This is a genomic window from Rossellomorea sp. KS-H15a, assembly GCF_024195245.1.
Taxonomy (GTDB): domain Bacteria; phylum Bacillota; class Bacilli; order Bacillales; family Bacillaceae_B; genus Rossellomorea; species Rossellomorea vietnamensis.
Window position 1 is genome coordinate 1,202,830 of the sequence record NZ_CP096886.1, and the last position, 20,872, is coordinate 1,223,701.

28 protein-coding genes are annotated in these 20,872 nt (G+C 44.8%); 12 read left to right on the forward strand and 16 right to left on the reverse strand.

The features are described from left to right. Positions 1 to 26 precede the first annotated feature (26 nt). The 4 genes from M1J35_RS05975 to M1J35_RS05990 all read right to left on the reverse strand — a co-directional run bounded on the left by M1J35_RS05975 (position 27) and on the right by M1J35_RS05990 (position 3,291). Positions 27 to 788, reverse strand: coding sequence for a DUF3891 family protein (locus M1J35_RS05975; protein ID WP_254653012.1), 762 nt, complete (start codon positions 786 to 788; stop codon positions 27 to 29). A 100-nt stretch (positions 789 to 888) separates the two neighbouring features. Beyond that, a complete protein-coding gene (locus M1J35_RS05980; RefSeq protein ID WP_254653013.1) occupies positions 889 to 1,356 on the reverse strand; it encodes a FixH family protein in 468 nt (155 codons plus the stop codon). A 16-nt stretch (positions 1,357 to 1,372) separates the two neighbouring features. After that, on the reverse strand, positions 1,373 to 2,704 hold the full coding sequence (locus tag M1J35_RS05985) for a PepSY-associated TM helix domain-containing protein (protein ID WP_254653014.1): 1,332 nt from the start codon (positions 2,702 to 2,704) through the stop codon (positions 1,373 to 1,375). A gap of 17 nt (positions 2,705 to 2,721) precedes the next feature. Then, the gene (locus M1J35_RS05990) at positions 2,722 to 3,291 is read right to left on the reverse strand and encodes a DeoR family transcriptional regulator (RefSeq protein ID WP_098437890.1); all 570 of its coding nucleotides are present in this window, start codon (positions 3,289 to 3,291) and stop codon (positions 2,722 to 2,724) included. Positions 3,292 to 3,673: 382 nt separating this feature from the next. On the opposite strand from M1J35_RS05990, the gene M1J35_RS05995 reads away from it, so the two are divergent. Both M1J35_RS05995 and M1J35_RS06000 read left to right on the forward strand, forming a co-directional pair. After that, a complete protein-coding gene (locus tag M1J35_RS05995; RefSeq protein WP_060673648.1) occupies positions 3,674 to 4,069 on the forward strand; it encodes a VOC family protein in 396 nt (131 codons plus the stop codon). A 111-nt stretch (positions 4,070 to 4,180) separates the two neighbouring features. Further along, positions 4,181 to 4,426, forward strand: coding sequence for a DUF3953 domain-containing protein (locus tag M1J35_RS06000; RefSeq protein ID WP_254653015.1), 246 nt, complete (start codon positions 4,181 to 4,183; stop codon positions 4,424 to 4,426). Positions 4,427 to 4,450: 24 nt separating this feature from the next. Here the strand turns inward: M1J35_RS06000 and M1J35_RS06005 are convergent, their stop codons facing one another. Together M1J35_RS06005 and M1J35_RS06010 are read right to left on the reverse strand one after the other, a co-directional pair. After that, complete coding sequence (locus M1J35_RS06005) at positions 4,451 to 5,386, reverse strand: nucleoside hydrolase (RefSeq protein ID WP_254653016.1); 936 nt, start codon at positions 5,384 to 5,386, stop codon at positions 4,451 to 4,453. Between the two features lie 54 nt (positions 5,387 to 5,440). Further along, entirely contained in the window at positions 5,441 to 6,409 is a 969-nt protein-coding gene (locus tag M1J35_RS06010) for a helix-turn-helix transcriptional regulator (protein ID WP_254653017.1), read from the reverse strand. Positions 6,410 to 6,518: 109 nt separating this feature from the next. Here M1J35_RS06010 and M1J35_RS06015 point away from each other — a divergent pair, with 109 nt between their 5' ends. The 3 genes from M1J35_RS06015 (at position 6,519) to M1J35_RS06025 (ending at position 8,661) form a co-directional block, all read left to right on the forward strand. Next, complete coding sequence (locus tag M1J35_RS06015; protein ID WP_371928744.1) at positions 6,519 to 7,352, forward strand: SDR family NAD(P)-dependent oxidoreductase; 834 nt, start codon at positions 6,519 to 6,521, stop codon at positions 7,350 to 7,352. Between the two features lie 111 nt (positions 7,353 to 7,463). Further along, positions 7,464 to 8,174 (forward strand): YwaF family protein, encoded by a 711-nt coding sequence (locus M1J35_RS06020; RefSeq protein ID WP_254653019.1) that lies wholly within the window; start codon positions 7,464 to 7,466, stop codon positions 8,172 to 8,174. Between the two features lie 46 nt (positions 8,175 to 8,220). Beyond that, positions 8,221 to 8,661 (forward strand): hypothetical protein, encoded by a 441-nt coding sequence (locus M1J35_RS06025; RefSeq protein WP_224521345.1) that lies wholly within the window; start codon positions 8,221 to 8,223, stop codon positions 8,659 to 8,661. A gap of 39 nt (positions 8,662 to 8,700) precedes the next feature. Here M1J35_RS06025 and M1J35_RS06030 read toward each other — a convergent pair whose 3' ends face one another. The 3 genes from M1J35_RS06030 to M1J35_RS06040 form a co-directional block, all read right to left on the reverse strand. Further along, on the reverse strand, positions 8,701 to 9,102 hold the full coding sequence (locus M1J35_RS06030; RefSeq protein ID WP_371928745.1) for a GNAT family N-acetyltransferase: 402 nt from the start codon (positions 9,100 to 9,102) through the stop codon (positions 8,701 to 8,703). Between the two features lie 214 nt (positions 9,103 to 9,316). Next, on the reverse strand, positions 9,317 to 11,059 hold the full coding sequence (locus M1J35_RS06035) for an ABC transporter ATP-binding protein (RefSeq protein WP_254653021.1): 1,743 nt from the start codon (positions 11,057 to 11,059) through the stop codon (positions 9,317 to 9,319). 499 nt (positions 11,060 to 11,558) lie between these two features. Continuing rightward, positions 11,559 to 12,158 (reverse strand): dienelactone hydrolase family protein, encoded by a 600-nt coding sequence (locus M1J35_RS06040; RefSeq protein WP_254653022.1) that lies wholly within the window; start codon positions 12,156 to 12,158, stop codon positions 11,559 to 11,561. A 237-nt stretch (positions 12,159 to 12,395) separates the two neighbouring features. On the opposite strand from M1J35_RS06040, the gene M1J35_RS06045 reads away from it, so the two are divergent. Beyond that, entirely contained in the window at positions 12,396 to 13,133 is a 738-nt protein-coding gene (locus M1J35_RS06045; RefSeq protein WP_254653023.1) for a hypothetical protein, read from the forward strand. A 70-nt stretch (positions 13,134 to 13,203) separates the two neighbouring features. Here the strand turns inward: M1J35_RS06045 and M1J35_RS06050 are convergent, their stop codons facing one another. Then, on the reverse strand, positions 13,204 to 13,530 hold the full coding sequence (locus tag M1J35_RS06050) for a YnfA family protein (protein ID WP_061809130.1): 327 nt from the start codon (positions 13,528 to 13,530) through the stop codon (positions 13,204 to 13,206). A gap of 261 nt (positions 13,531 to 13,791) precedes the next feature. On the opposite strand from M1J35_RS06050, the gene M1J35_RS06055 reads away from it, so the two are divergent. From M1J35_RS06055 to M1J35_RS06065, 3 genes are all read left to right on the forward strand, one after another. Next, positions 13,792 to 14,163, forward strand: a complete 372-nt coding sequence (locus M1J35_RS06055) for a PH domain-containing protein (RefSeq protein ID WP_061809129.1) — start codon at positions 13,792 to 13,794, stop codon at positions 14,161 to 14,163. A gap of 320 nt (positions 14,164 to 14,483) precedes the next feature. Then, positions 14,484 to 14,852 (forward strand): YkvA family protein, encoded by a 369-nt coding sequence (locus M1J35_RS06060; RefSeq protein ID WP_224521340.1) that lies wholly within the window; start codon positions 14,484 to 14,486, stop codon positions 14,850 to 14,852. Positions 14,853 to 15,041: 189 nt separating this feature from the next. Further along, the gene (locus tag M1J35_RS06065; RefSeq protein ID WP_254653024.1) at positions 15,042 to 15,923 is read left to right on the forward strand and encodes a sulfite exporter TauE/SafE family protein; all 882 of its coding nucleotides are present in this window, start codon (positions 15,042 to 15,044) and stop codon (positions 15,921 to 15,923) included. Between the two features lie 168 nt (positions 15,924 to 16,091). Here M1J35_RS06065 and M1J35_RS06070 read toward each other — a convergent pair whose 3' ends face one another. After that, complete coding sequence (locus M1J35_RS06070) at positions 16,092 to 16,418, reverse strand: DUF3221 domain-containing protein (RefSeq protein ID WP_254653025.1); 327 nt, start codon at positions 16,416 to 16,418, stop codon at positions 16,092 to 16,094. A 186-nt stretch (positions 16,419 to 16,604) separates the two neighbouring features. Between M1J35_RS06070 and M1J35_RS06075 the strand changes: the two genes are divergently transcribed. Genes M1J35_RS06075 through M1J35_RS06085 form a run of 3 tightly spaced genes read left to right on the forward strand, consistent with a single transcriptional unit; the run spans position 16,605 to position 18,424 of the window. Next, positions 16,605 to 17,126 carry a MarR family winged helix-turn-helix transcriptional regulator gene (locus M1J35_RS06075; RefSeq protein WP_254653026.1) on the forward strand — a complete coding sequence of 174 codons (522 nt, stop codon included), beginning with the start codon at positions 16,605 to 16,607 and terminating at the stop codon, positions 17,124 to 17,126. A 28-nt stretch (positions 17,127 to 17,154) separates the two neighbouring features. Beyond that, positions 17,155 to 17,541, forward strand: a complete 387-nt coding sequence (locus M1J35_RS06080; RefSeq protein WP_159361252.1) for a rhodanese-like domain-containing protein — start codon at positions 17,155 to 17,157, stop codon at positions 17,539 to 17,541. Further along, a complete protein-coding gene (locus M1J35_RS06085) occupies positions 17,531 to 18,424 on the forward strand; it encodes a DNA-3-methyladenine glycosylase family protein (protein WP_254653027.1) in 894 nt (297 codons plus the stop codon). The genes M1J35_RS06080 and M1J35_RS06085 overlap by 11 nt, the downstream gene beginning before the upstream one ends. A gap of 14 nt (positions 18,425 to 18,438) precedes the next feature. Here M1J35_RS06085 and M1J35_RS06090 read toward each other — a convergent pair whose 3' ends face one another. Genes M1J35_RS06090 through M1J35_RS06110 form a run of 5 tightly spaced genes read right to left on the reverse strand, consistent with a single transcriptional unit; the run spans position 18,439 to position 20,778 of the window. Then, positions 18,439 to 18,837, reverse strand: a complete 399-nt coding sequence (locus tag M1J35_RS06090; RefSeq protein WP_254653028.1) for a hypothetical protein — start codon at positions 18,835 to 18,837, stop codon at positions 18,439 to 18,441. 3 nt (positions 18,838 to 18,840) lie between these two features. After that, entirely contained in the window at positions 18,841 to 19,026 is a 186-nt protein-coding gene (locus M1J35_RS06095) for a hypothetical protein (protein WP_159361256.1), read from the reverse strand. 16 nt (positions 19,027 to 19,042) lie between these two features. Beyond that, positions 19,043 to 19,498: a hypothetical protein gene (locus tag M1J35_RS06100; RefSeq protein ID WP_254653029.1), complete on the reverse strand. Its 456-nt coding sequence runs from the start codon at positions 19,496 to 19,498 to the stop codon at positions 19,043 to 19,045. Between the two features lie 21 nt (positions 19,499 to 19,519). After that, positions 19,520 to 19,975, reverse strand: a complete 456-nt coding sequence (locus M1J35_RS06105) for a hypothetical protein (protein WP_254653030.1) — start codon at positions 19,973 to 19,975, stop codon at positions 19,520 to 19,522. A 20-nt stretch (positions 19,976 to 19,995) separates the two neighbouring features. Further along, the gene (locus tag M1J35_RS06110; protein ID WP_254653031.1) at positions 19,996 to 20,778 is read right to left on the reverse strand and encodes a CPBP family intramembrane glutamic endopeptidase; all 783 of its coding nucleotides are present in this window, start codon (positions 20,776 to 20,778) and stop codon (positions 19,996 to 19,998) included. Between the last annotated feature and the right edge of the window lie 94 nt (positions 20,779 to 20,872).

Here is a 20,872-nt window from a genome sequence, read left to right on the forward strand (position 1 = left end):
TGAAGACCCTGATCCCAGGGCCTTCTTTACTTTCTGATGAAAATCGTATGTTTCTCCAACTGGCTTTCTCCATAAGCCTCTGCGATGCCCATCTTCCGGATCGAAGCCTTGTCCACTTTCTTATAAGGAAGCGTCACTTGAAAATCCGTTTCAAAAGGATAATCCTCCAATGTCACCTCATGCTCATTCACCCACCTGGCTTCAAGCTTTTGATTCCCGGAATGAAAACTTTCCGTATTCTTAAATCCGTCCTTGAACCACGGATGCTCGTTTTCTTTCTCAACCCCCGGCTCGTTCAAACAAAAGTAGAGTGATAGATTGTCTGAAAGTTGAAGGAGCTGAAAGTGCTGGGTGAGCAGTGCTTCATCGAGTTCTGGTAGCTGCTTTCGGATGTTCTGTTGCCTATTTGCTTCATCCTGTAAAAATGTCAGGCAGTCCGGATCCTTCGATTTGGCAAAGAATGAACAGAAATGAAGGCTGCATAGGAGCGTCGCATAGAGGTTGGCCTCCTCGATTTCATTCAGCCCGATTTGATAGAATGCAAGCTTTGGGAGAAGGGGATAATCTGAGAAGGTAAAGGGAATCTGCTTCCCGTCGTTCCAGACCGGTGTGTCGTCAAGGCCGATCCAGCTCCGGTCATGCTGGTGGGATGCGTATACGAAGTCATCGAAAAACTGATTGGATTTTAATAGATTGCGATTGATATGCTTGATCGTTTCGCCGGATACATAGGCGTGGTCGTGCTGTTTGATCATGATGAAAGAATCGTCGATTTCTCGGATAATCATAGAATCAACATCCCCTTTTTATGACCATTATAGCAAACTAGACATCTCTTGTTTTGTCAAAAAAAGATCGAAAGCGGCATGGGCTTTCGATCTTTGGATGTTAATGGTGCTGACTGTGATCTCCACTCTCAGCAGGAGCATGATCATTTAAGGCTTCGACGTCTGCTTTGGAGAGTTCACCAACGGCAAATGGCAGAGTCGGCATGATGGTGGATCCGTTGTTTCCTGCGTGGACTTTGATGTAATAAAGTCCGTCTTCCGTCAGGTTCTTATTGAATGTGTACATGCCTTCTCCTGCATTCTCGGCTCCTTCCATTCCATCATGGAAGGAACCGTCGCCTTTCCAGATTTCCACATGAACAAAGTCGGCATCATCCACTGTTTTTCCGTCTTGTGTGAGCTCGATCTTAATCGGGTCACCGCTTCCTGAAAATTCGTCCGGCATCGTAATATCAGCCTGAAGGGGAGACTCCTGAATGTACAATTCCGCTGCATCTTCTTTCGGGGTGCAGGCACCAAGAAGCGTGCAAAGGAAAAGGATACTCACATATTTTAAGGTTGTTTTCATGTCCCATCGTCCTTTCTTATGCCGCACCAAAGAATTTTTTCGTGGCAGGGATTTTTTTGATCAATAACCGGTCAAGAAGCAGGATGACAATCAGGGAAGCCCCGACAAGTGGGAACAGGATCCCGAGTGCAATCATGACAAGCAAGAAGTACTTCAACTTCAGGATGCCCGGTGATTTTGGTGCACCCATTTCTTTCTTTGGTTTGCGTTTCAGCCACAGATAAAATCCGCTGACTGCGACCAGCATGATACCAAGACAGATGAGCAGGCTGATCAGCTGATTAATGAAGCCGAACTGTGTGCCTGTGTGGAGGGTGATCCCCATGGCGACGATCTTGCCACCGATTCCGTAGTTGTCGAAACGGTAATCGGCGAGAACGGCTCCTGTATACTGATCAAGGTGCATCGTGACTTCATTTTGAGCTTTGGCCGGGAAGGCGGATAGAGTATAGACGCCGTTTTCATCCTGAGGGATGTAGACGGTGTAACTTGGATCGATTCCTTCTCGTTTGGCAATGGATACAACATCATTCATGGAAAGTGGTGTGTACCCTTCAAGGGCTGATACGGGAACTTCCAAATTCTCAGCGGCCCAGGGGACGTCGGCGATTTCCTTTGTTTTCACGACGGATTGAGGTGCTTCCCCTGTCCAGATGGATGGAGGATAACCGGCACCTGCGTTGGTCATGAGATTCTGAAAGTTGGTTCCCCAGAATCCGGACCAGGGAAGTCCCGTCATGATCAGAAACAGCATTCCTGCTGTGACCCAGAACGCAGGGACAGCGTGAAGATCCCTTCTGAAGATCTTCTTCCCTTTAGTGAAGCGGGGAAGGAACACGCCTGAGAGCTTGTCTTTTTTACGGGGAAACCATAGGAATAATCCCGTGACAATCAGGACAATGGCCCAGCAGGCAACAAGTTCGACAATGCGGTCGCCGAGGGTACCCGCCATCAGTTCCCCGTGAATTTCTTCGACTTTATTCATGATCCGGTCTTCAGGCTTCAATTCACCCAGTGACTTTCCAGTGTAGGGGTTCAAGAAGACAGTAGCAGAGCCGTCTTCTGTACTGATGCCGATTTCACTTGAGCGGTCGGCGACCTCCCCGGGACGGAAGCTTGTGATCTGTGCATCGGGGTGAAGCGTTTTCACTTTATCGATGAGTTCAGTGGCTTGAAGCTTCTCCCCTTCTGGATTGACTTCGTAATACTTTTGATAGAGATTCTGTTCGATCTGGGGCTTGAACAGGTAAATCGACCCCGTCACAGCGAGGATCAGCAGAAACGGGGCAATGATGAGGCCCGCATAGAAATGCCATCTCCAAATCGTTTGATATGATTTTTTATCCATCGTATTTTCCTCTTTTCCTAGTCGTGGCAGCAGCCCGATCCTTGCATGTCATTTGAAATCGCCGTGATGGCTTGTGGAAGCGTGCAAATTTTACCCCCGAATCCGGTCTGGAATTGTTCCGCCTGCTTCCTCGACTCAAAGGAAATGACCTGTGGCTGACAGCAGTTCAGGTTCAGATCCGCATCAATCAGGTATGTGGCGGTTTTTCCGCTGATCGTCATATCCGTCAGGAAGTCACGACAGAGGATCTGCATCACATCCTCCTTGATGTCTTCATAACGAAGTAATCCACAGTGCGGACAGCAGGTTTGTTCGATGGTGTGATCCTTCTTGATGAGTTGGACCGATCTTCTTGAAGTGGTCGGTTTCAGGCAATATACACAGGAGTCAGATGGGATACCCTCGGGTTCCATGGCAGAAATGCCGTTTGAAGTCTTGTGGACTTTGTTCGCTTCCATCAATGGCTTCAGGTCCCGGTAGACCGTCATTTCCGACACCTCTAGACGGGAGCTTATGTCTGATACACGCAGTGTTCCTTCTTCTTTTATCCAGGTTAAAATCTGTTGTTGTCGATCAATCGGCAGCATGATACCCTTCCTTTCTTCTTTGTTTACTAGATTCATAATAGTTAAGCTTCAACCTTTGTTCAATAGATTGTGTGTGAAAAAAAGTGAAGAAATGTTGAAGTGTAACATAAACGACATAGAAACTTTTAAATCTCCTCACAAATGTTATATAGGAAGAATACGTAATGGCAGTCGGATTGGATCATAAAATATATCTTATTTGCCCATTTATTTCTGTTTGTTTTTGTTAATCTTTTGTGAGTTTATCCTTGGGATTGGTCATGTATTGTGTCAGAAAGCAAGTCCACTAGAATGAACCGCATTTAATAAAAATAAAAGAAGGTTTTCTCCTCTTAATAACGAAATCATTATAATGAAAGACAGTATATGGGAGGTATGAACAATGGGAAGAATGGTACATTTCGAAGTGCATGTGGATGATATGGAACGGGCCAAGACGTTTTACGGGGAAGTATTCGGCTGGAAGTTCGAGGACTGGAGCGAATACGCCGGAATGCCTTATGTGGGGGCTGTGACAGGGGACGAGAATGAGATGGGGATCAATGGTGCTCTGATGCAGCGTCAAAGTCCTCCACCTCAGCCGAATCAGCCGATGAACGGGTATTCGTGTACGATGGGCGTCGGTAATTATGATGAAACCGAGAAACTGATTCTTGAGCACGGCGGCAAGGTCGCCATGCCGAAGTATGCTTTGCCAGGAATGGCGTGGCAGGGATATTACATAGACACGGAAGGCAATGTGTTCGGGATTCATCAGCCGGATAAGGACGCGAAGTAGTGTTGGGATGTCTGACCTGAATCGGGGGTCAGGCATTTTTTTGTTACTCAAAAGATCAATGATTGTGTGGTAAAATAAGGATGTGAAAGAAAACGAAATGAGGAAATAACTATGCTGGGAAAAATGAGAAAAACGATCAGCCTGATTGTACTGGCAATAGCCATCTATGGACTTGTGTCGGGTAATAATGGTTTGCTTCCATTTACAATGGCGGGGTTGGGGATTCTAATGGTGATAATGGGATTGGAAGAATACCAAAAGAATCGGAAGTCGTATAGAAGCTATCTGCTGTTTGCCGTATCGATCTTCATGTTATTTGTCTTTATTCAACTCCTGATCTATAAATCAAGTATATAAAAAAGGGATGAAGCATCGATTGCCTCATCCCTTTTTTCTTGTCATCACGTTGATGAAATCTTCGATGAACATTTGATAGTCAATCTCCAGATAGATGTTGATATTCTTTTCAGCAGGTTTCGAACTGACCCTGAAATCAGCGATGGAGGTACCTTGGCCGAGGCCTGTGGTCAGTACTTCGACGTCCCTTCTGATCGTTTTCCCCATGTCCGGGTTTACCATCAGGGAGAGGGTGACGACATCGTGGAGTGGGGCACCGTTTATCCCTGGGATGAGTTTCTTATATGCATCGATATAGTAGGTCATGACGTCATCCAAAATCTGAACGAGGGGGTTACCGTTCACCTCCTGAATGGTTTTGATGTGTTCGAGGGTGACGATCGCTTTGTTGGTGACATTCAAAGGAGCGATGTACAGATTGTCGAGATTCTTGACCACGAGTTCTGATGCAATCGGATCTCCGTAGAAGTTGGCTTCTGCTGACGGTGTGACGTTTCCTGGTACGAAAAAGGCCCCTCCCATGATATAAAACTCTTTAACGTCGTTGGCAATATTTTCTCCCAGGATAAAAAGGGTGGCGAGTGATGTGTTCCTCCCAACGTCCACGATGGTGACGTCTTTATTTTCTTTTATGATGGTGTAGAGTTTAGAAAAGTTGGTGAGTTCACCGGAGAAATTTTCGGGAGGGCGGATCGGACCCAGCCCATCACTACCATGGATTTCGGGATAGTAGGTGGGTATTTTCCCCGATGATGGGCTGTTGGAACCCCCGATGATCGGAATATCCGTCCTCCCGGCAAGCTTGAGAAGATAGGCGATGTTATCGGTGGCCTGCTTCTTTTCGACATTTCCGTAACTGGATACGATGCCGAGTATGTTAATGTCCGGATTCAAGAGGGCGTACATGATGGCCACTGAATCATCTATACCCGGATCGGCAAATAAAAGAATATTTTTCATGGGGATTCTCCTCGGCTAGCGTTTTTTTAAAAACATATCGGAGAAAAGGAAAAATTATTCCATTCGTCGATAAAATGAAACCGTAGCCTCAGCCATTTCCAGGACCTTTTCCTTGAGATCAGCCGGTTCGATGATGTTTACTTGATCGGCGAACCCGATCAGATAGCCTTTTGCCTCTTCTTCCGTATCGAAAGAAAACGTCACAGGTATCCATTCCGCGCCTCTCCGTTCCCCGACTTCAAGGACCCGGGCAAACCGTCCCGTGAAGGTGAGCCTGGATAACACTTGTGGTGCCACCTCGACTTTCACTTTAAAAGAGGGAAGAGTCTTGATAAAGGATGTTGTGGAGGATGACCAGTAATGTGCCAGGTCAAAGCCTTCGGGTCTCTGGAATGTCTCGTTCACTCTTTCGGTATGATGAATCCGGGAAACCCGGTAGTTACGAATATCCCCGTTTTCCTTGGCTGCGACGAGGTACCAAAGATCCCCTTTCGCCACGAGCCCCAGTGGTTCCACCAAGCGGTCATCGGTTTCTCCGTCTGCACGTTCATAGGTGATGACTAATTTGATTTCCTGGAAGATCGCCTCTTTGATCATTTCAAGGGAGGCAGTCTTATCTTTCTGCTTTCGCCAGGAGCTCGTGTCGATGTGGATCCGGTTCCACACGTCTTTCGCCTTTTCCCGGTAAATCGATGGGAGGGAGGCAATAAGCTTGTTCCGCGCTTCTTCCGTCGTGCGGGTCAGCCCGAGATCGTCCAGGAGATGAAAGGAAGGAGACACGAATAGTGCACGGATTTCCGATTCCTTCAACCCGGTCAGATCCGTCCGGTAATCTTCAAGGAGCGACCAGCCCCCGTTTTGGCCACGTTCCGCCACAACGGGAATCCCGGTACCGCTCAGGGCTTCCATGTCACGGTGGATGGTCCTTTCAGACACCTCCAATTTCTCCGCCAGTTCCTTCGCGGTCATTCGGCCGTGTGTTTGTAGTAGTAGCAGAATGGATACCAATCGATCGCCTCTCATATAGGTCACCTTTTTCTTCGTTTTTCTATTATTTAATGAAATATGACAAAGGATGTCAAGAATGGAATCGTATAATGGGGTTATCTTAGATGTTGAAAGGAATGGTTGGATGAAATCACTCGAAGGAAAAGTAGCACTTGTTACAGGAGCAAGTCGGGGGGCTGGGCGTGCAATCGCCATTGAACTTGGAAAAGCAGGAGCCAGGGTTTATGTCACCGGTCGCAGTACGAAAGGGAAGTCAACACAGAGCTTTCCGGGCACGATTGATGATACGGCTGCCCAGATTGATGAAGCCGGTGGTACAGGGATTGCGGTACGCTGTGATCATACGGTCGATGCCGAAACGAAAGCAGTCATCGATCAAATTCGTGAAGAGCAAGGGAAGCTTGATATTCTTATCAATAACGTTTGGGGCGCACATGATATCGGCGTGAATCCGGGCGCTTTCTGGGAACAGTCCCTTGAGAATTGGGATACGATGTTTACGGCAGGCGTGAGGGCGCAGCTTGCGACCAATCACTTTGCCATCCCTCTGCTTCGGGAAAATAAAGAAGCCTTGATCGTTCATACGACGTTCTGGGATGAAGGGAAGTACACGGGACAGTTCTATTATGACCTGGCCAAAAATGCACTTGTCCGCATGGCGTACGGACTTTCAGAAGAGCTGAAAGAAGACGGGATAGCGGTCATGGCCGTATCTCCAGGATTCATGAGGACAGAGCTCGTACTTGAACATATGGGAGTCAACGAGGATAACTGGCAGGAATCCGAAGACTTGAAGGTATCTGAAACCCCTCATTATGTGGGTCGTGCCATCACGGCACTCGCGATGGACTCAAATGTGATGGAGAAGACGGGACGTGCGTTGAGGGCAGGTGACCTTGCTCAAGAATATGAGTTTACGGATGTGGATGGTCGGTATATCCCGCCATTTACGTTATAGAATGGATGTCCCCTCTCGAAGGGGGCTTTTTTATTGGAATGCAGACTTAGTCAACCCCTATACCGAATACACTATCCATGATAACCACTTTTCAAACGGAATAGGGGTGGCATGATGTTTTCTGTGACAGAAATGCAGACGTTCGAGTTGTTTTCTGTTCCCCATATCTCGGTGCTGTTGATGTTTGTGGCACTATCATTCTGGCTCGTGTACTTCAGGCATTTCCTAAAGAGGTATCAGACTGTGTTAAAATGGACGCTTTTTTCGATGCTCGTGCTGAGTGAGGTGTCCTGGCATATCTGGCTCGTGTCAACGGGACTGTGGGAGTTGGGGGATCTGCCCCTGCAGCTCTGTTCCGTCAGTACGTTCATAGCCATTTATTTATTCTTGAAATCAAACCAGAAGGCCTTTTATCTCCTGTTCTTTATCGGATTTCTTCCTCCAATCTTAAGCATGGTCACACCTGAAATGACTTATCAATTTCCTCATTACCGCTTTTTAAAATACTTCCTCCATCATGCAGCCATTGCGTGGTCCGTTCTTTATTTCATCGTATATGAAGGCTACCGGGTCCCAAGGAAAGCCATATGGACCGGCTTCCTCATGGTCAATCTTCTCGCCGTGCCGATCTTTTTCCTGAACATCCTTCTTGATACGAACTTCTTCTACCTGGCCAATCCCACAGAATCGAAAACGATCTTGTCCTTTTTCGGAACGGGGATCATATATTATATTAATCTCGAAATTGCGGCACTTGTCGTGTTTTTTGTGACGTATGTTCCCATGGGAATGCTTGTAAAGAGGGAGAGGGTTAAAGGGTAACCCTTTTCCTATGGGATACGTCTAACGTTTAAAAGGGGAGATGAACATGAGAAAGGCATTGGCAGTGAGCAATATCATTGCACTGATCGCGATTATTCTATTTATTATTCAACCTTTCCGTACCGCGCCGCCGACACCGAATGTATCAGCAGGAGAAGTCAGTATCCCGACTACAGAAGGTTCCTATTGCTGGGACGGACTCCTTTCAGGGGGATGTGTGGATAAAGCGTATTCAAGTGTAGTAGCGATGGCAGGGGAAGATCAACCAACCTCCGTGTCCTCAGGTGAGAAGATCACAGTGACATTTAATAAGAAACCTCAACAGATCGGTGCAGAGCAATGGGTCGGAGAAGAGCAGGTGGAAAGTGTGAGCATGAAGGATCATACGATCGTGGTTCCTGACCAGAAAGGGGTCTATGTCTATCATCTAGTGGCCCATTGGAAGCAGGGGGACGGAAGTTATGTGTTTTCGGTAGAAGTGAAGTGATCCACAAAACGCTTGGATCTCCAAGCGTTTTGTCATATCTCACAGCTTAAGCTTCAGCCCTTCATGGGTGGCTTTAAAACCCAATCTCTCATAAAACCTCAGTGCATCCGGCCTTTGCTTATCCGTCGTCAATTGAATGAGGTGGCATCCGCGTTCTTCAGCACGGGCGATGGCCCACTGGATCATCTTCGTCCCCACGCCTTCCCCTCTTACAGAAGCAGATGTCCTGACGCCTTCAATCGTCGCTCTCCATCCGCCTTGATGGGTGAGGTAAGGAGTGAACGTGATCTGCTGCACCCCGACTACTTCCTCGCCTTGACAAGCGACGACCAATTCATTGTTGGGGTCAGTATCGATGGCGTTAAATGCCTGGATGTAGCTTTCAGGTAGGGGATGCTCATAACGTTCCCGTTTACTTCCGAGTACGTCATCAGCAAGCATTTCCACGATACGATCTACGTCTTTTTCAGTAGCTTCTCTAAACTGCAATTCTCTCTCCAAGTGAATCCTCCTAATCGTAAAAGCCTTTTGATAAGTTCTATGCTAACTGAATTCATCTGATAAGGTAATGATTATTATTTTATGAAAATCAATAAGTGTACCTTATGGAATTTCAAAAGGCTCTCACACCAAAACGGTATGAGAGCCTACTCCTTTATACCTGAACCTCAAACTGCTTCGAATACAGTCTGGAATAATGACCATTATGCTCGAGTAGCGCTTCATGGGTCCCTTCTTCGACAATCCTTCCATCTGACAACACCACGATTCTTCCAGCGTTCCTGATCGTCGATAAACGATGGGCGATGACGAGTGTCGTCCTGCCCCTTGCCAGTAACTCCAGGGATTCTTTGACGATGCTTTCGCTTTCATTATCAAGGGCGCTCGTCGCCTCATCAAGAATGAGGATGGGCGGATTCTTTAAAAATACACGGGCGATACTGAGCCTCTGCTTCTGACCGCCTGATAACCGGACGCCGCGCTGACCGATTTCGGAGTGATATCCTTGTGGCAAACGGGTAATGAATTCATCGGCGTTCGCTTGCTTTGCCGCCTTCATCACCTCTTCGTCGGTTGCTTCAGGTTGACCATAGCGGATATTCTCCATCACGGTGCCGGAAAAAAGGTACACATCCTGCTGCACGATCCCGATATTGCTTCTGAGAGAATTCAAGTCCAGGTTTTTCACATTTTCCCCATCTATAAAAACCGCACCCGCAGAAACGTCATAAAAACGGGATATCAGGGAGCTGAGAGTCGTCTTTCCCACTCCCGATGGTCCGACGATCGCGACATATTCCCCTGGGAGGACTTCAAGAGTTAAATCCTTGAATACAGGTCCTAAGGCAGAATCATAATGAAATGATATGTTCTTCAATGAAATATGTCCCTCAACGCTAGAAAGAATCTTTGCATTTGGGACATTCTCGATGTCAGGCTTGATATTCATGATTTCCATGAATCGCTGAAATCCTGTCACACCTTCTTGAAATTGAGTACTCATATGAGTGAGCCGCTGAATGGGCTCGATCATAAAGCCGATATACAGAAGAAACGTAATCAAGTCGGCCAGGTCAAGGGACGCATTTACGATCTGGATGGACCCGAAGATGACAATCGTGACCGTAATCAGCTGAATGAATGCTTCCGTCCCATTATAGAAGTACGCCTCTGCACGATAGGTTCCTTTTCGGCTTCCTAAAAACCGTTCATTTTCCACATTGAATTTCCTGATTTCAAGAGATTCATTGGCAAACGACTGAACGACCCGGATGCCTGATAAGGAATCCTCCACCTGGGCATTGATGTCTCCGATCCGCTCTTTATTATCCGTCAACGCCCGGTTCAACTTTTTATTGAAGTAAAGGGAGAAGAACCCGAGGACTGGAAAGAAACAAAAAACGGTCAAGGTCAGAGGAGCGTTGATCCAGAAGAGAATCACAAACGCCCCAAGAAAACGAACCAGGTATTTCACATAATCTTCAGGTCCGTGATGATAAAGCTCCGAGACCATCAACAGGTCATTCGTCACCCGGCTCATCAACCGGCCCGTCTTCTCTTTATCATAAAAACGGAAAGACAGCTTCTGCAGATGAGCGAATAATTCACCTCTCATATCGGTTTCCATTCGTGCCCCGATCTCATGCCCCTTGTAATCCACAATGTAATTCCCAACGTTTTGAGCAACAACAAGAACCACCATCACACCGCCGATCCAAAGGACATCCTCAAAAGCCGTAGAAAGACTTCCGGCCAGAACATCCTTCGTCACATAACGGACAAGGAGTGGAAAAACGAGAGTAAGGGAAGAGGTGATCAAAGCACTGAACAGCACAATCAAAAAAATGGAACGATACGGTTTGTAATACGAAAGAAATTTTTTCACAGGAAAAGTCATAACATACCCCTTTATGCGTTAGTTCACAAAACACATATAAGGGGGAAGACCGTCACGTTAAAAAGGCGTTCCACCCTTATATGTTCGTACGGTTACCATCGCAATGTTTCTCATGAAAACAGCCTCCTTTAATTTCGATACCTTTATTGTATGATGGGCTTTGTGAAAAATAAAGTTAATTTTCTGATAATTAATCGAATCGGAAAAATTGTAACACACGGTATCCAGTTTTAAATCGAGTCAGTATATTAAGGTCGAGGGTGAATGAGGGGGCAATACATATGTAAAATAGAACAATAACATCATTCAAGGGTCTTGACGAACATGGTGACCCCCTATTTCCCTTTGCCCAAAACAATGTGAATCACCCATGGAACCCAAGCGAAAACAGACTGTAGATCTTTAGAGAAAGAAGAGAGAAAACACCACCAACAACGTGCGTGTAGCGGGCGCGCGTAAAGATGGTGTCAGTATCCTGAAAGGAGGGACAGAAGGAAGCCTATTCAACCTTTTCAGTCAAAAAATCTATGATTCTATCTCTCGCTTTTTGTGCGGATTCATTATGAAAGTTTGTCGAATAGGGGTCACTGAATCCATGTGTACCGCTATATTTTTGAATGTCGATGTACTTTCGTCTTAATCTTGCAATCACTTCATCCACTTGGAAAGAGGGTTCTTCTTCTGGGAAAAACAACACGGTTGGACACAGTGGTTTGACCTCTAAATAGTTTCGTATCCGTGACCCGTAGTACCCGACGACACCATCCACCCTTTCATCATCGCTGCATAACCAGGCCACCGTCGCCCCTGCACTGAACCCTATGATCACAATTTTCTTGTATGTTTGTCGATAGATTGAGAGAATGCTCTTTATTTTGACAACCGCCTCTTCAAAGCCTATGTCCTTGACGAAAGAACGGTATGACATCTCTTCCTGAGAATAATCAAAAGCCGACCCTTTTTCTAAAAGATCCGGACAGATGACGTCCTTTCCTTGGGATGAGATGAATGCGCAGAAGTCTTGTATGTGTTGGTTGATTCCATAGATTTCGTGGATTACTATCACTAGCGTACTAGAATTTTGTTGAAGTCGAATCATGTTATTCCTCCTTTCGTGCTTCTTATATTTTACTCGTTTTTCAGGGGGAACTGAATAGAAAGGAGTGGGTAGGTTTTCCTGTTAAGTGAGGTCCGTCCCTCAAAATATTTGAAAATGAATCTACCAGTATATTACATTTGATGATATGATTAATAGTGCATAAGTACTAGAGTGGTTGAAAATTGTACATATAAATTTTTTGAGAAAGTTGGTCAGGTTATGGGATTTTTAAAGAGTTTGGGTAAGGGTGCAGGAGAACTGGTTGGAGGTGTGACAGGAGGACTCATTAAAGGAGTCGGTGAACTGACTGGATCGGATTTCATTAAGGAAGTAGGGGATGGAGTAAAGCTATCCACTGAATTTGCTGGAAAACAATTGGGGAACGTGGCAGAAGGAGCTTGGAATGTAGGAAGTGGAATGGTGAGCAAGGATGATTCTATAATCGACAAGGGAATTTCTGATATTGGGGAAGGCGTTGGAAGCACAGCGAAAGCCGTTGGACAAGGTATCAGTTCTACTATCAAAAGTGTCGGGAATGTGGCCGGCGGAGTGATGGATGGAGACGAAAATCGCTGGAAAAAGGGTCTAAGAGACGTTGGGAAAACCGTTGCTGTTGGTGCTCTTGGCGTATCGATATTGGACATTGCAGATGTAGTGGATGTGAATGGAAATGAGGGAGGCATCGACGGAGGCGGCAATGATTCAGGAACCGTTGCAATGGAAGGTCAATCAAATGCCCCTGATTCTGCAAATGCTGAAGGAACAATTAATCAGGACTACATAGTGGATGATAACCCGAACCATCACGGAGTCGCTCCTCATTGGGTGGACGGCTATTATCGAGCAGACGGTACGTTTGTAGAGGGATACTGGAGAGATGGTGATGGGGATACGAGTGTAGATCGAACCGTTGAACAGGGCGGAGGCTGGATTCAAAGCAACCCTGATTACCGTTTACCGGTGGAAAAAGTGTAACAGGTAGGTTTTGAGTGAAGTTAAAAGAGAGAAAACGGTATCTGACAATTTTGGATACCGTTTTCTTTCATTACTGCCTCGGCCCAAGCAGCATCACACCAACCCCAACGATACATATCCCGGCACCGACCCAATCATAGAGATCAGGTGTCTTCTTATCGATTCCCCATCCCCACAGGACGGACAGGACAATGAACACCCCGCCGTAAGCAGCGTAGACACGGCCAAATGAAGGGAAGGACTGGAAGGTGGCGATGACGCCGTAGAGTGCCAGGGCGATCCCGCCGGCGACTCCCCAATAGGCGGGTTTTCCTTCCCGAAGCCAAAGCCAGATAAGGTAGCCTCCTCCGATTTCGGCGATTCCGGCAAGAATGAATAAGATGATGGCATTTATCATGTGATCACTTCCTTTATCAGTTTAGCTACTTGAATTATAACGTACTTAGAGCAAGGTTTAGAATCTACGTTTCTTTGTAGATGTCTATCACCATCAAACCTTCTAGATTAGGGATACATTTTGTCTAGGTGAAATGTATATAACTGATATGTTAAAAAGGTCCGGTGTGAATGCGGAGCATCAATACCAGGAAAAAAGCAGGGTTTCTCCTCCTGATACAGAATTGGTTATAGTGAATGATATTTTCAGGAGGTTATAGAAATGGCTGTAACGACAGGAATATTGGAATGGACGCTGTTGTCGGAATGTCCGATTCCAGATGATGTGAACGATCTTTTAATCAGTGGGGAAGAGGCAGTGGCTGCGTATAAGACACTCCGGGATAGTGCCATTTTCACTAATAAGAGATTAATTGTAAGAGATGCGCAGGGGCTGACCGGGAAAAAGGTGGAGATCTATTCTCTCCCGTATTCTTCCATCAATATGTGGTCAACGGAGAATGCAGGCAGTTTCCTTGATGTGAATGCGGAAGTAGAGCTTTGGACGAGAGCCGGTCATATAAAAGTGAAGTTGAAGAAAGGGATCGATGTCCGCAAGTTTGATAAGTTGATTGCGGATGCACTTTTGTCGTGATTCTGATTTGATTACAGGACAAAGTCGGGAAATCAATTGTTCAACCTTTATGCAGTCAAATGAATTGAGTGAGATGGGGAACTAAATTTTATTTGCATCTGTCCTGTAATGAGCAATTTATTGGCACCAGTGATTTCAACTAATACAATTAAGTACACGTATTCATCTGTTTGGTCGAATTGAACATGCATCTTCGCCAAACATTGAAAGCCAGGATAAGACTTCCTGTCCCTATCAAAACGTTTGTCTATTCCTACCAAACCTTCTACAATGTAAGGAACAAGAGATGGGACTCGTCTCAATACGGAGGTGGAAATGAAATGGACAACACGGAGAAACATTTTTCTGAAGAGAAATTTTGGGATAAGTTAAAAAGATATGGTGTGAAGGCCGGACATTCCGTCGTATATACGGCGCTGCTCCTTTATTTTGTCCTGCAAAAGCCGGATGTTCCGAAGAAGTCGAAGATGATCATCATCGGGGCACTCGGATATTTCATCCTTCCAACGGATTTCATTCCGGACATGGCAGTGGGGGTAGGGTTTACCGATGACCTTGGCGCCCTCGGTCTCGCGTTATTGCAGGTATCCATGTATATCGATGATGAGGTGAAAGCGAAGGCCAAGGCGAAGCTCGCTGACTGGTTTGGTGAAGGGGTGGATACGTCTGAGGTTGATGGGAAGTTGTGATTGGTCATCCCTTAAGATGGCTACACTTCCTGCCCAATGATTTAAAGAATAGTTGATGAGAAAACCAAGGCTCTGAATCTTAATGATTCAGAGCCTTTTACTATTGATTTTATTTTTCGCACATAATTCCGAGTAATTTTATATAAATAATAAATATTAAATTACATTTTGAAGAAAAGAGGATTTGAGATGAGAAAATTATTGATCTTTGCTATAGTCGGTTTCTTCGCACAGTTAGTGGATGGTTCGCTTGGGATGGCTTTTGGATTGACGTCATCGTCCTTATTGTTAGCGTATGGAGTGGCTCCCGCGGTTGCTTCTGCATCTATTCATATGTCAGAGATTGCTACGACTGCGGCTTCGGGTTTCTCCCATTATAAATTTGGAAATGTAAACAAACGTATGGCCCTCTTACTGGCGATACCAGGGGCCATCAGTGCTTTCGTAGGGGCAGCATTCCTGAGCAATATTCCCGGAGGTTTAATCAAACCTTATATTTCCTCATTCCTCCTGCTGTTGGGAGCGTATATATTCTTCCGATTCCTGCTCACTTCCAGGAGACAGGTGAATGAAGTGACTTCGAGTAGTGGCGGTAAACTGTTAAAGAAACGGTTTCTTTTCCCCCTTGGAGCAATTGCGGGTTTCTTTGACGCGATAGGTGGAGGAGGTTGGGGACCAATTAACACCCCCATTCTGATGGCAAACAAACACACTTCCCCCCGTGAAGTAGTAGGGACGGTTGATACAAGTGAATTCATCGTTACGATTGCAGCAACCGCGGGGTTTGTTCTGTTTCTGGGGTGGGAACAGTTCAACTGGTTCTGGGTGCTGGCATTTGTTATTGGAGGCGTTCTGGCTGCACCGTTAGCAGCGTGGCTGGTTAGAATCATGCCTTCCTATCTTCTTGGGGTCCTGGTGGGTGGGTTTATAGTCCTTACCAACCTCAATACTTTATTGAAAGCTGGAGGTGTCAGCGGGGATATTTCCATGGGAGCCTATATTCTTGTTGCCGTCATTTGGATTGGTGGGATCATCTTTAGTCTGAGAAAGAATGAGGACGGGAAAGCCTAAAAGAAAATTTGCAACCTTAGTTAATGGAGAGAAGAGGGGGCTATGTAATGGGGGATGCTAAAGAGACTAGTGAAAGCTCCCCTTCTTCGATTCACTACCTATCATTTTACTTTCTCATCGTAGGACTTCTCATTAAGGTGAGGAGTCTATCCTGGCAAAGAGCATGTATTAGTTTGGGGTGGTGATCACTTTTATTTTTAATGCTTTGGTCTGTGGTGGATTGGATTCACGAATTATATCAAACCACACAGATAATTCCTGTCCTTCCTCTACAAGCTTGATCATTTCTTCATCCGGAACAGATATACGAATCGTTTCAGAGTATCTATCCCTTGATTCCCCGGTTAAAGCGAGAGTCATTCCCTTGCTGCGTTTTTCAAGAACCTTCCCATGCAGTATCTTATTGTCGGACATTTTGTCATAAGCCAGGTCTGGGTCTTCACAGCCTAGAAGCAGAGTGGTTACTAGTATTATCATAAATCGGTATCTTTTCATTATATTCACCTCGATGAATATGTCGAGATGACAGGGAGGTAAGTTTCAAAGAGTTCAAGAATTGGAGAAGTTATTAAAAAAGTATCAAAGAAGAGTTTGTAATAAAAAATACATTTTTTCCATAAATAGGTTTACAATATTAGTTAGGTGCCTTACAATAAGGTGACATACTAAAGGGGGGTGAACATGTTGTTAAATGATTTTAATCTTAAAAATCTCCCCTCATCCAAAACGTTAATGACCTATTCAGAGAAATTTCCTGAAGTGGATGTAGAGGGTGTACTAATGACTTTGGAGTTTTTAAGCACTGCAAAGGAAGTCAACAGTGCCTATGGAAAATATTTTTTAGAACAAGGTCTTTCAGAAGGGAAATTCACTTTACTGATGCTTCTTTATCGTTGCCCCGAGTATCCAGTCACCCCATCGGAGCTAGCCCAAAGTGCAAATGTGACAAAAGCCACTATCACGGGGTTAATCGATGGACTGTCAAAGGACGGGTTAGTTAAGCGTTCGATTCATCTAGATGATCGACGAAAGCAAGTGGTCCTTTTAACAACTCATGGGATCGATGTTTTAGAAAAGATGTTACCCAATCATTATAGAAAAACAGCAAAGCTTGTTAATAGGTTATCCACGGAGGAGAGAAGCGTTTTCCTTCAACTGTTAAGTAAGGTGAGGGAAGGGATTTCAGATTTTAATGAGAAGTAAAATATTTAATAGTGAGGGAGTATGGTCCATGAATAAGCAAGAGTACTTTGAGGCGCGAATCGAAGCTACATTAAGTCCGATGGATTATATATATTTGAAGAAGAAGAAGCCGGAAAGTGTTGTCTTAATTGATGTTAGAAACGGTCCGGCAGAGGCCAGGAAGAATAAAATTCAAGATGCACTTATAATTCCACAGTCTGAAATTGAAGTTCGTCTCCACGAGATTCCAAAAGATAAAAAGGTTGTGGTTTATTGCTGGGATGTATGGTGTAATACTGCAGCAAAAGTAGCATCGAAACTGTTAAAAAAGGGATACAGCGATGTTCAGGAATTGACTGGCGGGATTGCAGCGTGGGAAAAAATGAATTTTCCACAAGAGCCAATAATGGTCGAGGAATCTAACTGTGGTTGTTGAAAAAGAAGGGACGATAATTCCTAAAGCTCCTTACGATTTTGTTAAGACCCTTACATTTTTAAGAAAGTTCCCACCATCGAAGGAAGAACAAGCACGTAATACTTATACAAAAGCAATCATGATTGATCATCAGGTTATTCTGTTCGAACTGTTTTCTAAGGGCGATATAGAAAAACCTCAATTAATATACAGATTATATTCAGATACCGACATGACAAATGAAAGGATAGCAGAGGCTATCAAACGAATATCATTTTTTCTTAGCTTGTATGACGACCTTAACCCGTTTTACCGACTATCCAAAACTGATCCCACTTTTTATCCGATATGTAAGAAATTGTATGGATATCACCAAGTTAAGTTTTTAACCGCCTTTGAAAATGCATGCTGGGCAATCCTTTCCCAAAGGACTCCTGTTCATTTAGCACGTAGTATAAAGAATGAATTAGCCAGTGCATTTGGGAAGTCTATTAAAAGGAAAAATTGCACCCACATCGCATTTCCTGAACCCCAGCATGTATTAAATGCTCAAGAGGACGAGGTATTGAAGGTTGTCCGTTCTGAACGTAAAGTAAATTATATCCTGTCAGCAGCCAAGCGATTTGCAGAGGTCCCGAATACTTTCTTGATGGAAGAGGATTACGAAACCGTGCACCAGTGGCTAAAAGAGATAAATGGAATAGGTGATTGGTCTGCTTCGTTCATCATGTTGAGGGGAATCGGAAGAATGGAAAGATTGCCGATAGGGGAAAAAATGCTAAAGAAAGAGATTCATTCCCTATACGGGAAGACTGCTGATGTCTCAAAGATATCTGATTTTTATGGAGGACATGTAGGGTACTGGGCACACTATTTAAGAGCTGCGACATTATTTGAAATATAGGTCAATAAATCTCTTCACCAACCAAAAAAGAAGTAACCCAACATAAAGTACACCACAAAACCTGTCTCTAGGAGCAAAACCACCAAATCCCACTTGCTCTTCCGAAACGTCTCTTCATCTTGAATCCCGATAATCAGCCTCAATACCAACAGGAGAAATCCGAAGATTTTGGCATAGAGGTTGTGGAGGACAAATGCGGCAAAGATATAAATGAGTCCTTTGAAAATAAAAGTACCAATCAGGATTCCAATTGTTAATCTTAACTGACTAACAGGGAAGAGGGCACCGGAATCCTGGAGTTCTATATATTTATCTTTGTTCGAGCGATATTTGAAAATTAGCTCGACATTATTGATCAACAGGATTGCACACCAAACTAAGATCACCGTTTCTTCCACTGTCATCCCAAACAACCATCATTCCCCCTTGAACGTATCGTCGTACAAATCTTCATCCCCCTGTGGTTTTTTGACTCCATGCTTTTCATCCAGATATTGCCCGATGGCCGAGTTGTTGATCCCATCCCGTACGGCCCTTTCAATGATCATGTAGAAAAAAAGTAGGCCGAAGAGTGCCCCCAGTATGATCAATGGAATTTCCATATCTTCACCTCCCTATTTACTCGATAACAATATTCCCAACATACTGCGCACTGCCTCTATCCGTTTGAAGGTCGACCTCCAACACGTAGGACCCTTTTCCTCTAGGGAGTGTGAAGGAACGGTCCTCCCCGATATCCAGCTGCCACTTTTCATTACCCAGCCATAAGAATGCACGTAACTCCTCGACGGCAAAGTCTTCACTGTCAAAAAGGACGTCTACCTGCTGACCGGATGGAAAGGTGAGTTCCTTCTGTTTCCGTGCGAAGTCTACTACTTCTTTCGTTTCTTTTTCCAATGGTTTACCGTTTTCTCCACGCCAATCAATATTGGTTTCGGTTAATTCAACGGAGTCGACGCTGTCTGTTTCCATAAGGGTGACAGTGGGGGGAGTGAAGTCATAATCTTCTGCGATGCAACCTGTCAGGGTCACGAAGAGGATTAAACCGCATAGAAGCTTTGTCATAGCATTCATATAGTGACATCCAATCTTATTTTACTCTGTTCGCTTAACTTGTAATCCAGGAATGGACTTTATGATATTTCGATAACACTCAGAACGAATGACAAACTCAGCCATTTCTTCATGAGTGGTCGAAGAAAACCAGGTGAAGCCATTCTTAATGAAGGTCAAATCTTCAGGTAACACTGGAGATATCCAGTCGTATAAGCTCTGTGCACTTTGTTGCAATAACAAACAGGTCTGTTTATTTGCCTCCATCTGATAAACCGTGGCCGGGGGTCCCAAAGTCGCGGTATTTGCCCAATTTTTTGTTTTGTATCTTTTGAAGATCCATGGATCGAACTCCTTTAAGATCTCTTGATTATAAGGAAGTTCCTGCCGGGTGATAAAGTAAAAGCTATCGGAATGGGTGCACAGTGATTGAATAAGAGCTCGGTACGTATCACCTGTTGGATCGCTGGTAAGATCCCAGTATTCAATATCATTCATTTTATTAGACTCCTTGCCATTTAGTTGATCCACCCATTCAACACCATCCCCATATTCATCACCATATGAAAGGAAATTGAAGGGTAGATGCTATCTGTCTTCAAAACTACGATGCTGTAAAAAAGTCCCCCGAAAGAGAATAGAAGACTAAGGAGGAGCGGGATCCCGATGGAGAGATGCAGGAGTCCGAATCCAATGCTTGTCACCGTGACGGCGTAAAAGACAGAGGTATTCCGGATCAATGACGACAGCATGACGCCTCTCCAGATGAGTTCTTCCAGCGTAGCGTTCAGGACGGTGAATCCTATTGCGAATAGGAATAATGATTTCACCTCACTGATTCCCTCCGACCAGATGAGGGGAATGAAGATGGTGCTTGATCCCGCAAGTCCGATCAATAAAAAAAGTGGCAATGGAATGGTGTGTGAAGGCATAGAGATGCGCTTACTCCAATCCGGTAATCTCATGTAGAATCGGACCTTTTTCTTTGCTATCCATTGTGAGATGGCTAAGGGTACCAGGATGAATATAAGAAAACTTCTGTTCAAAAGGATGTTGGTTTCTTTTGATATATCCCAACCATTGATCCAGCCTGTTGCCCATTGAAAGGTCAGGAACCCGATAAGGAAGAATAGGAATAAGGAAGCGACGGACCGGTTATTTTTGGCAGATGAATAGAGGATGAGAAGCCCAAGCATCAAAAGCAGTCCCCATCCGTATGCTCGATACGAAAGAAGGATGATCCCTGAGAAAAGCAGGGAGGCAGAGCTTATCAGGAAAAGGGAATGCGGTGAATGGGTCATATAGTCCTCCTGAGGCAATCGTTGAAAATAGTTTAGCATAATTTTCCTGTTTTGTATCTGTTCATTTTTCATTGTGGTACGATGAAGATAGTTT

Coding starts and splice junctions, on each gene's coding strand:
- M1J35_RS05975 (WP_254653012.1), bottom strand. CDS start 788: ATGATTATCCGAGAAATCGACGATTCTTTCATCATGATCAAACAGCAC.
- M1J35_RS05980 (WP_254653013.1), bottom strand. CDS start 1,356: ATGAAAACAACCTTAAAATATGTGAGTATCCTTTTCCTTTGCACGCTT.
- M1J35_RS05985 (WP_254653014.1), bottom strand. CDS start 2,704: ATGGATAAAAAATCATATCAAACGATTTGGAGATGGCATTTCTATGCG.
- M1J35_RS05990 (WP_098437890.1), bottom strand. CDS start 3,291: ATGCTGCCGATTGATCGACAACAACAGATTTTAACCTGGATAAAAGAA.
- M1J35_RS05995 (WP_060673648.1), top strand. CDS start 3,674: ATGGGAAGAATGGTACATTTCGAAGTGCATGTGGATGATATGGAACGG.
- M1J35_RS06000 (WP_254653015.1), top strand. CDS start 4,181: ATGCTGGGAAAAATGAGAAAAACGATCAGCCTGATTGTACTGGCAATA.
- M1J35_RS06005 (WP_254653016.1), bottom strand. CDS start 5,386: ATGAAAAATATTCTTTTATTTGCCGATCCGGGTATAGATGATTCAGTG.
- M1J35_RS06010 (WP_254653017.1), bottom strand. CDS start 6,409: ATGAGAGGCGATCGATTGGTATCCATTCTGCTACTACTACAAACACAC.
- M1J35_RS06015 (WP_371928744.1), top strand. CDS start 6,519: ATGAAATCACTCGAAGGAAAAGTAGCACTTGTTACAGGAGCAAGTCGG.
- M1J35_RS06020 (WP_254653019.1), top strand. CDS start 7,464: ATGATGTTTTCTGTGACAGAAATGCAGACGTTCGAGTTGTTTTCTGTT.
- M1J35_RS06025 (WP_224521345.1), top strand. CDS start 8,221: ATGAGAAAGGCATTGGCAGTGAGCAATATCATTGCACTGATCGCGATT.
- M1J35_RS06030 (WP_371928745.1), bottom strand. CDS start 9,102: ATGCTTGCTGATGACGTACTCGGAAGTAAACGGGAACGTTATGAGCAT.
- M1J35_RS06035 (WP_254653021.1), bottom strand. CDS start 11,059: ATGACTTTTCCTGTGAAAAAATTTCTTTCGTATTACAAACCGTATCGT.
- M1J35_RS06040 (WP_254653022.1), bottom strand. CDS start 12,158: ATGATTCGACTTCAACAAAATTCTAGTACGCTAGTGATAGTAATCCAC.
- M1J35_RS06050 (WP_061809130.1), bottom strand. CDS start 13,530: ATGATAAATGCCATCATCTTATTCATTCTTGCCGGAATCGCCGAAATC.
- M1J35_RS06055 (WP_061809129.1), top strand. CDS start 13,792: ATGGCTGTAACGACAGGAATATTGGAATGGACGCTGTTGTCGGAATGT.
- M1J35_RS06060 (WP_224521340.1), top strand. CDS start 14,484: ATGGACAACACGGAGAAACATTTTTCTGAAGAGAAATTTTGGGATAAG.
- M1J35_RS06065 (WP_254653024.1), top strand. CDS start 15,042: ATGAGAAAATTATTGATCTTTGCTATAGTCGGTTTCTTCGCACAGTTA.
- M1J35_RS06070 (WP_254653025.1), bottom strand. CDS start 16,418: ATGAAAAGATACCGATTTATGATAATACTAGTAACCACTCTGCTTCTA.
- M1J35_RS06075 (WP_254653026.1), top strand. CDS start 16,605: ATGTTGTTAAATGATTTTAATCTTAAAAATCTCCCCTCATCCAAAACG.
- M1J35_RS06080 (WP_159361252.1), top strand. CDS start 17,155: ATGAATAAGCAAGAGTACTTTGAGGCGCGAATCGAAGCTACATTAAGT.
- M1J35_RS06095 (WP_159361256.1), bottom strand. CDS start 19,026: ATGGAAATTCCATTGATCATACTGGGGGCACTCTTCGGCCTACTTTTT.
- M1J35_RS06100 (WP_254653029.1), bottom strand. CDS start 19,498: ATGAATGCTATGACAAAGCTTCTATGCGGTTTAATCCTCTTCGTGACC.
- M1J35_RS06105 (WP_254653030.1), bottom strand. CDS start 19,975: ATGAATGATATTGAATACTGGGATCTTACCAGCGATCCAACAGGTGAT.
- M1J35_RS06110 (WP_254653031.1), bottom strand. CDS start 20,778: ATGACCCATTCACCGCATTCCCTTTTCCTGATAAGCTCTGCCTCCCTG.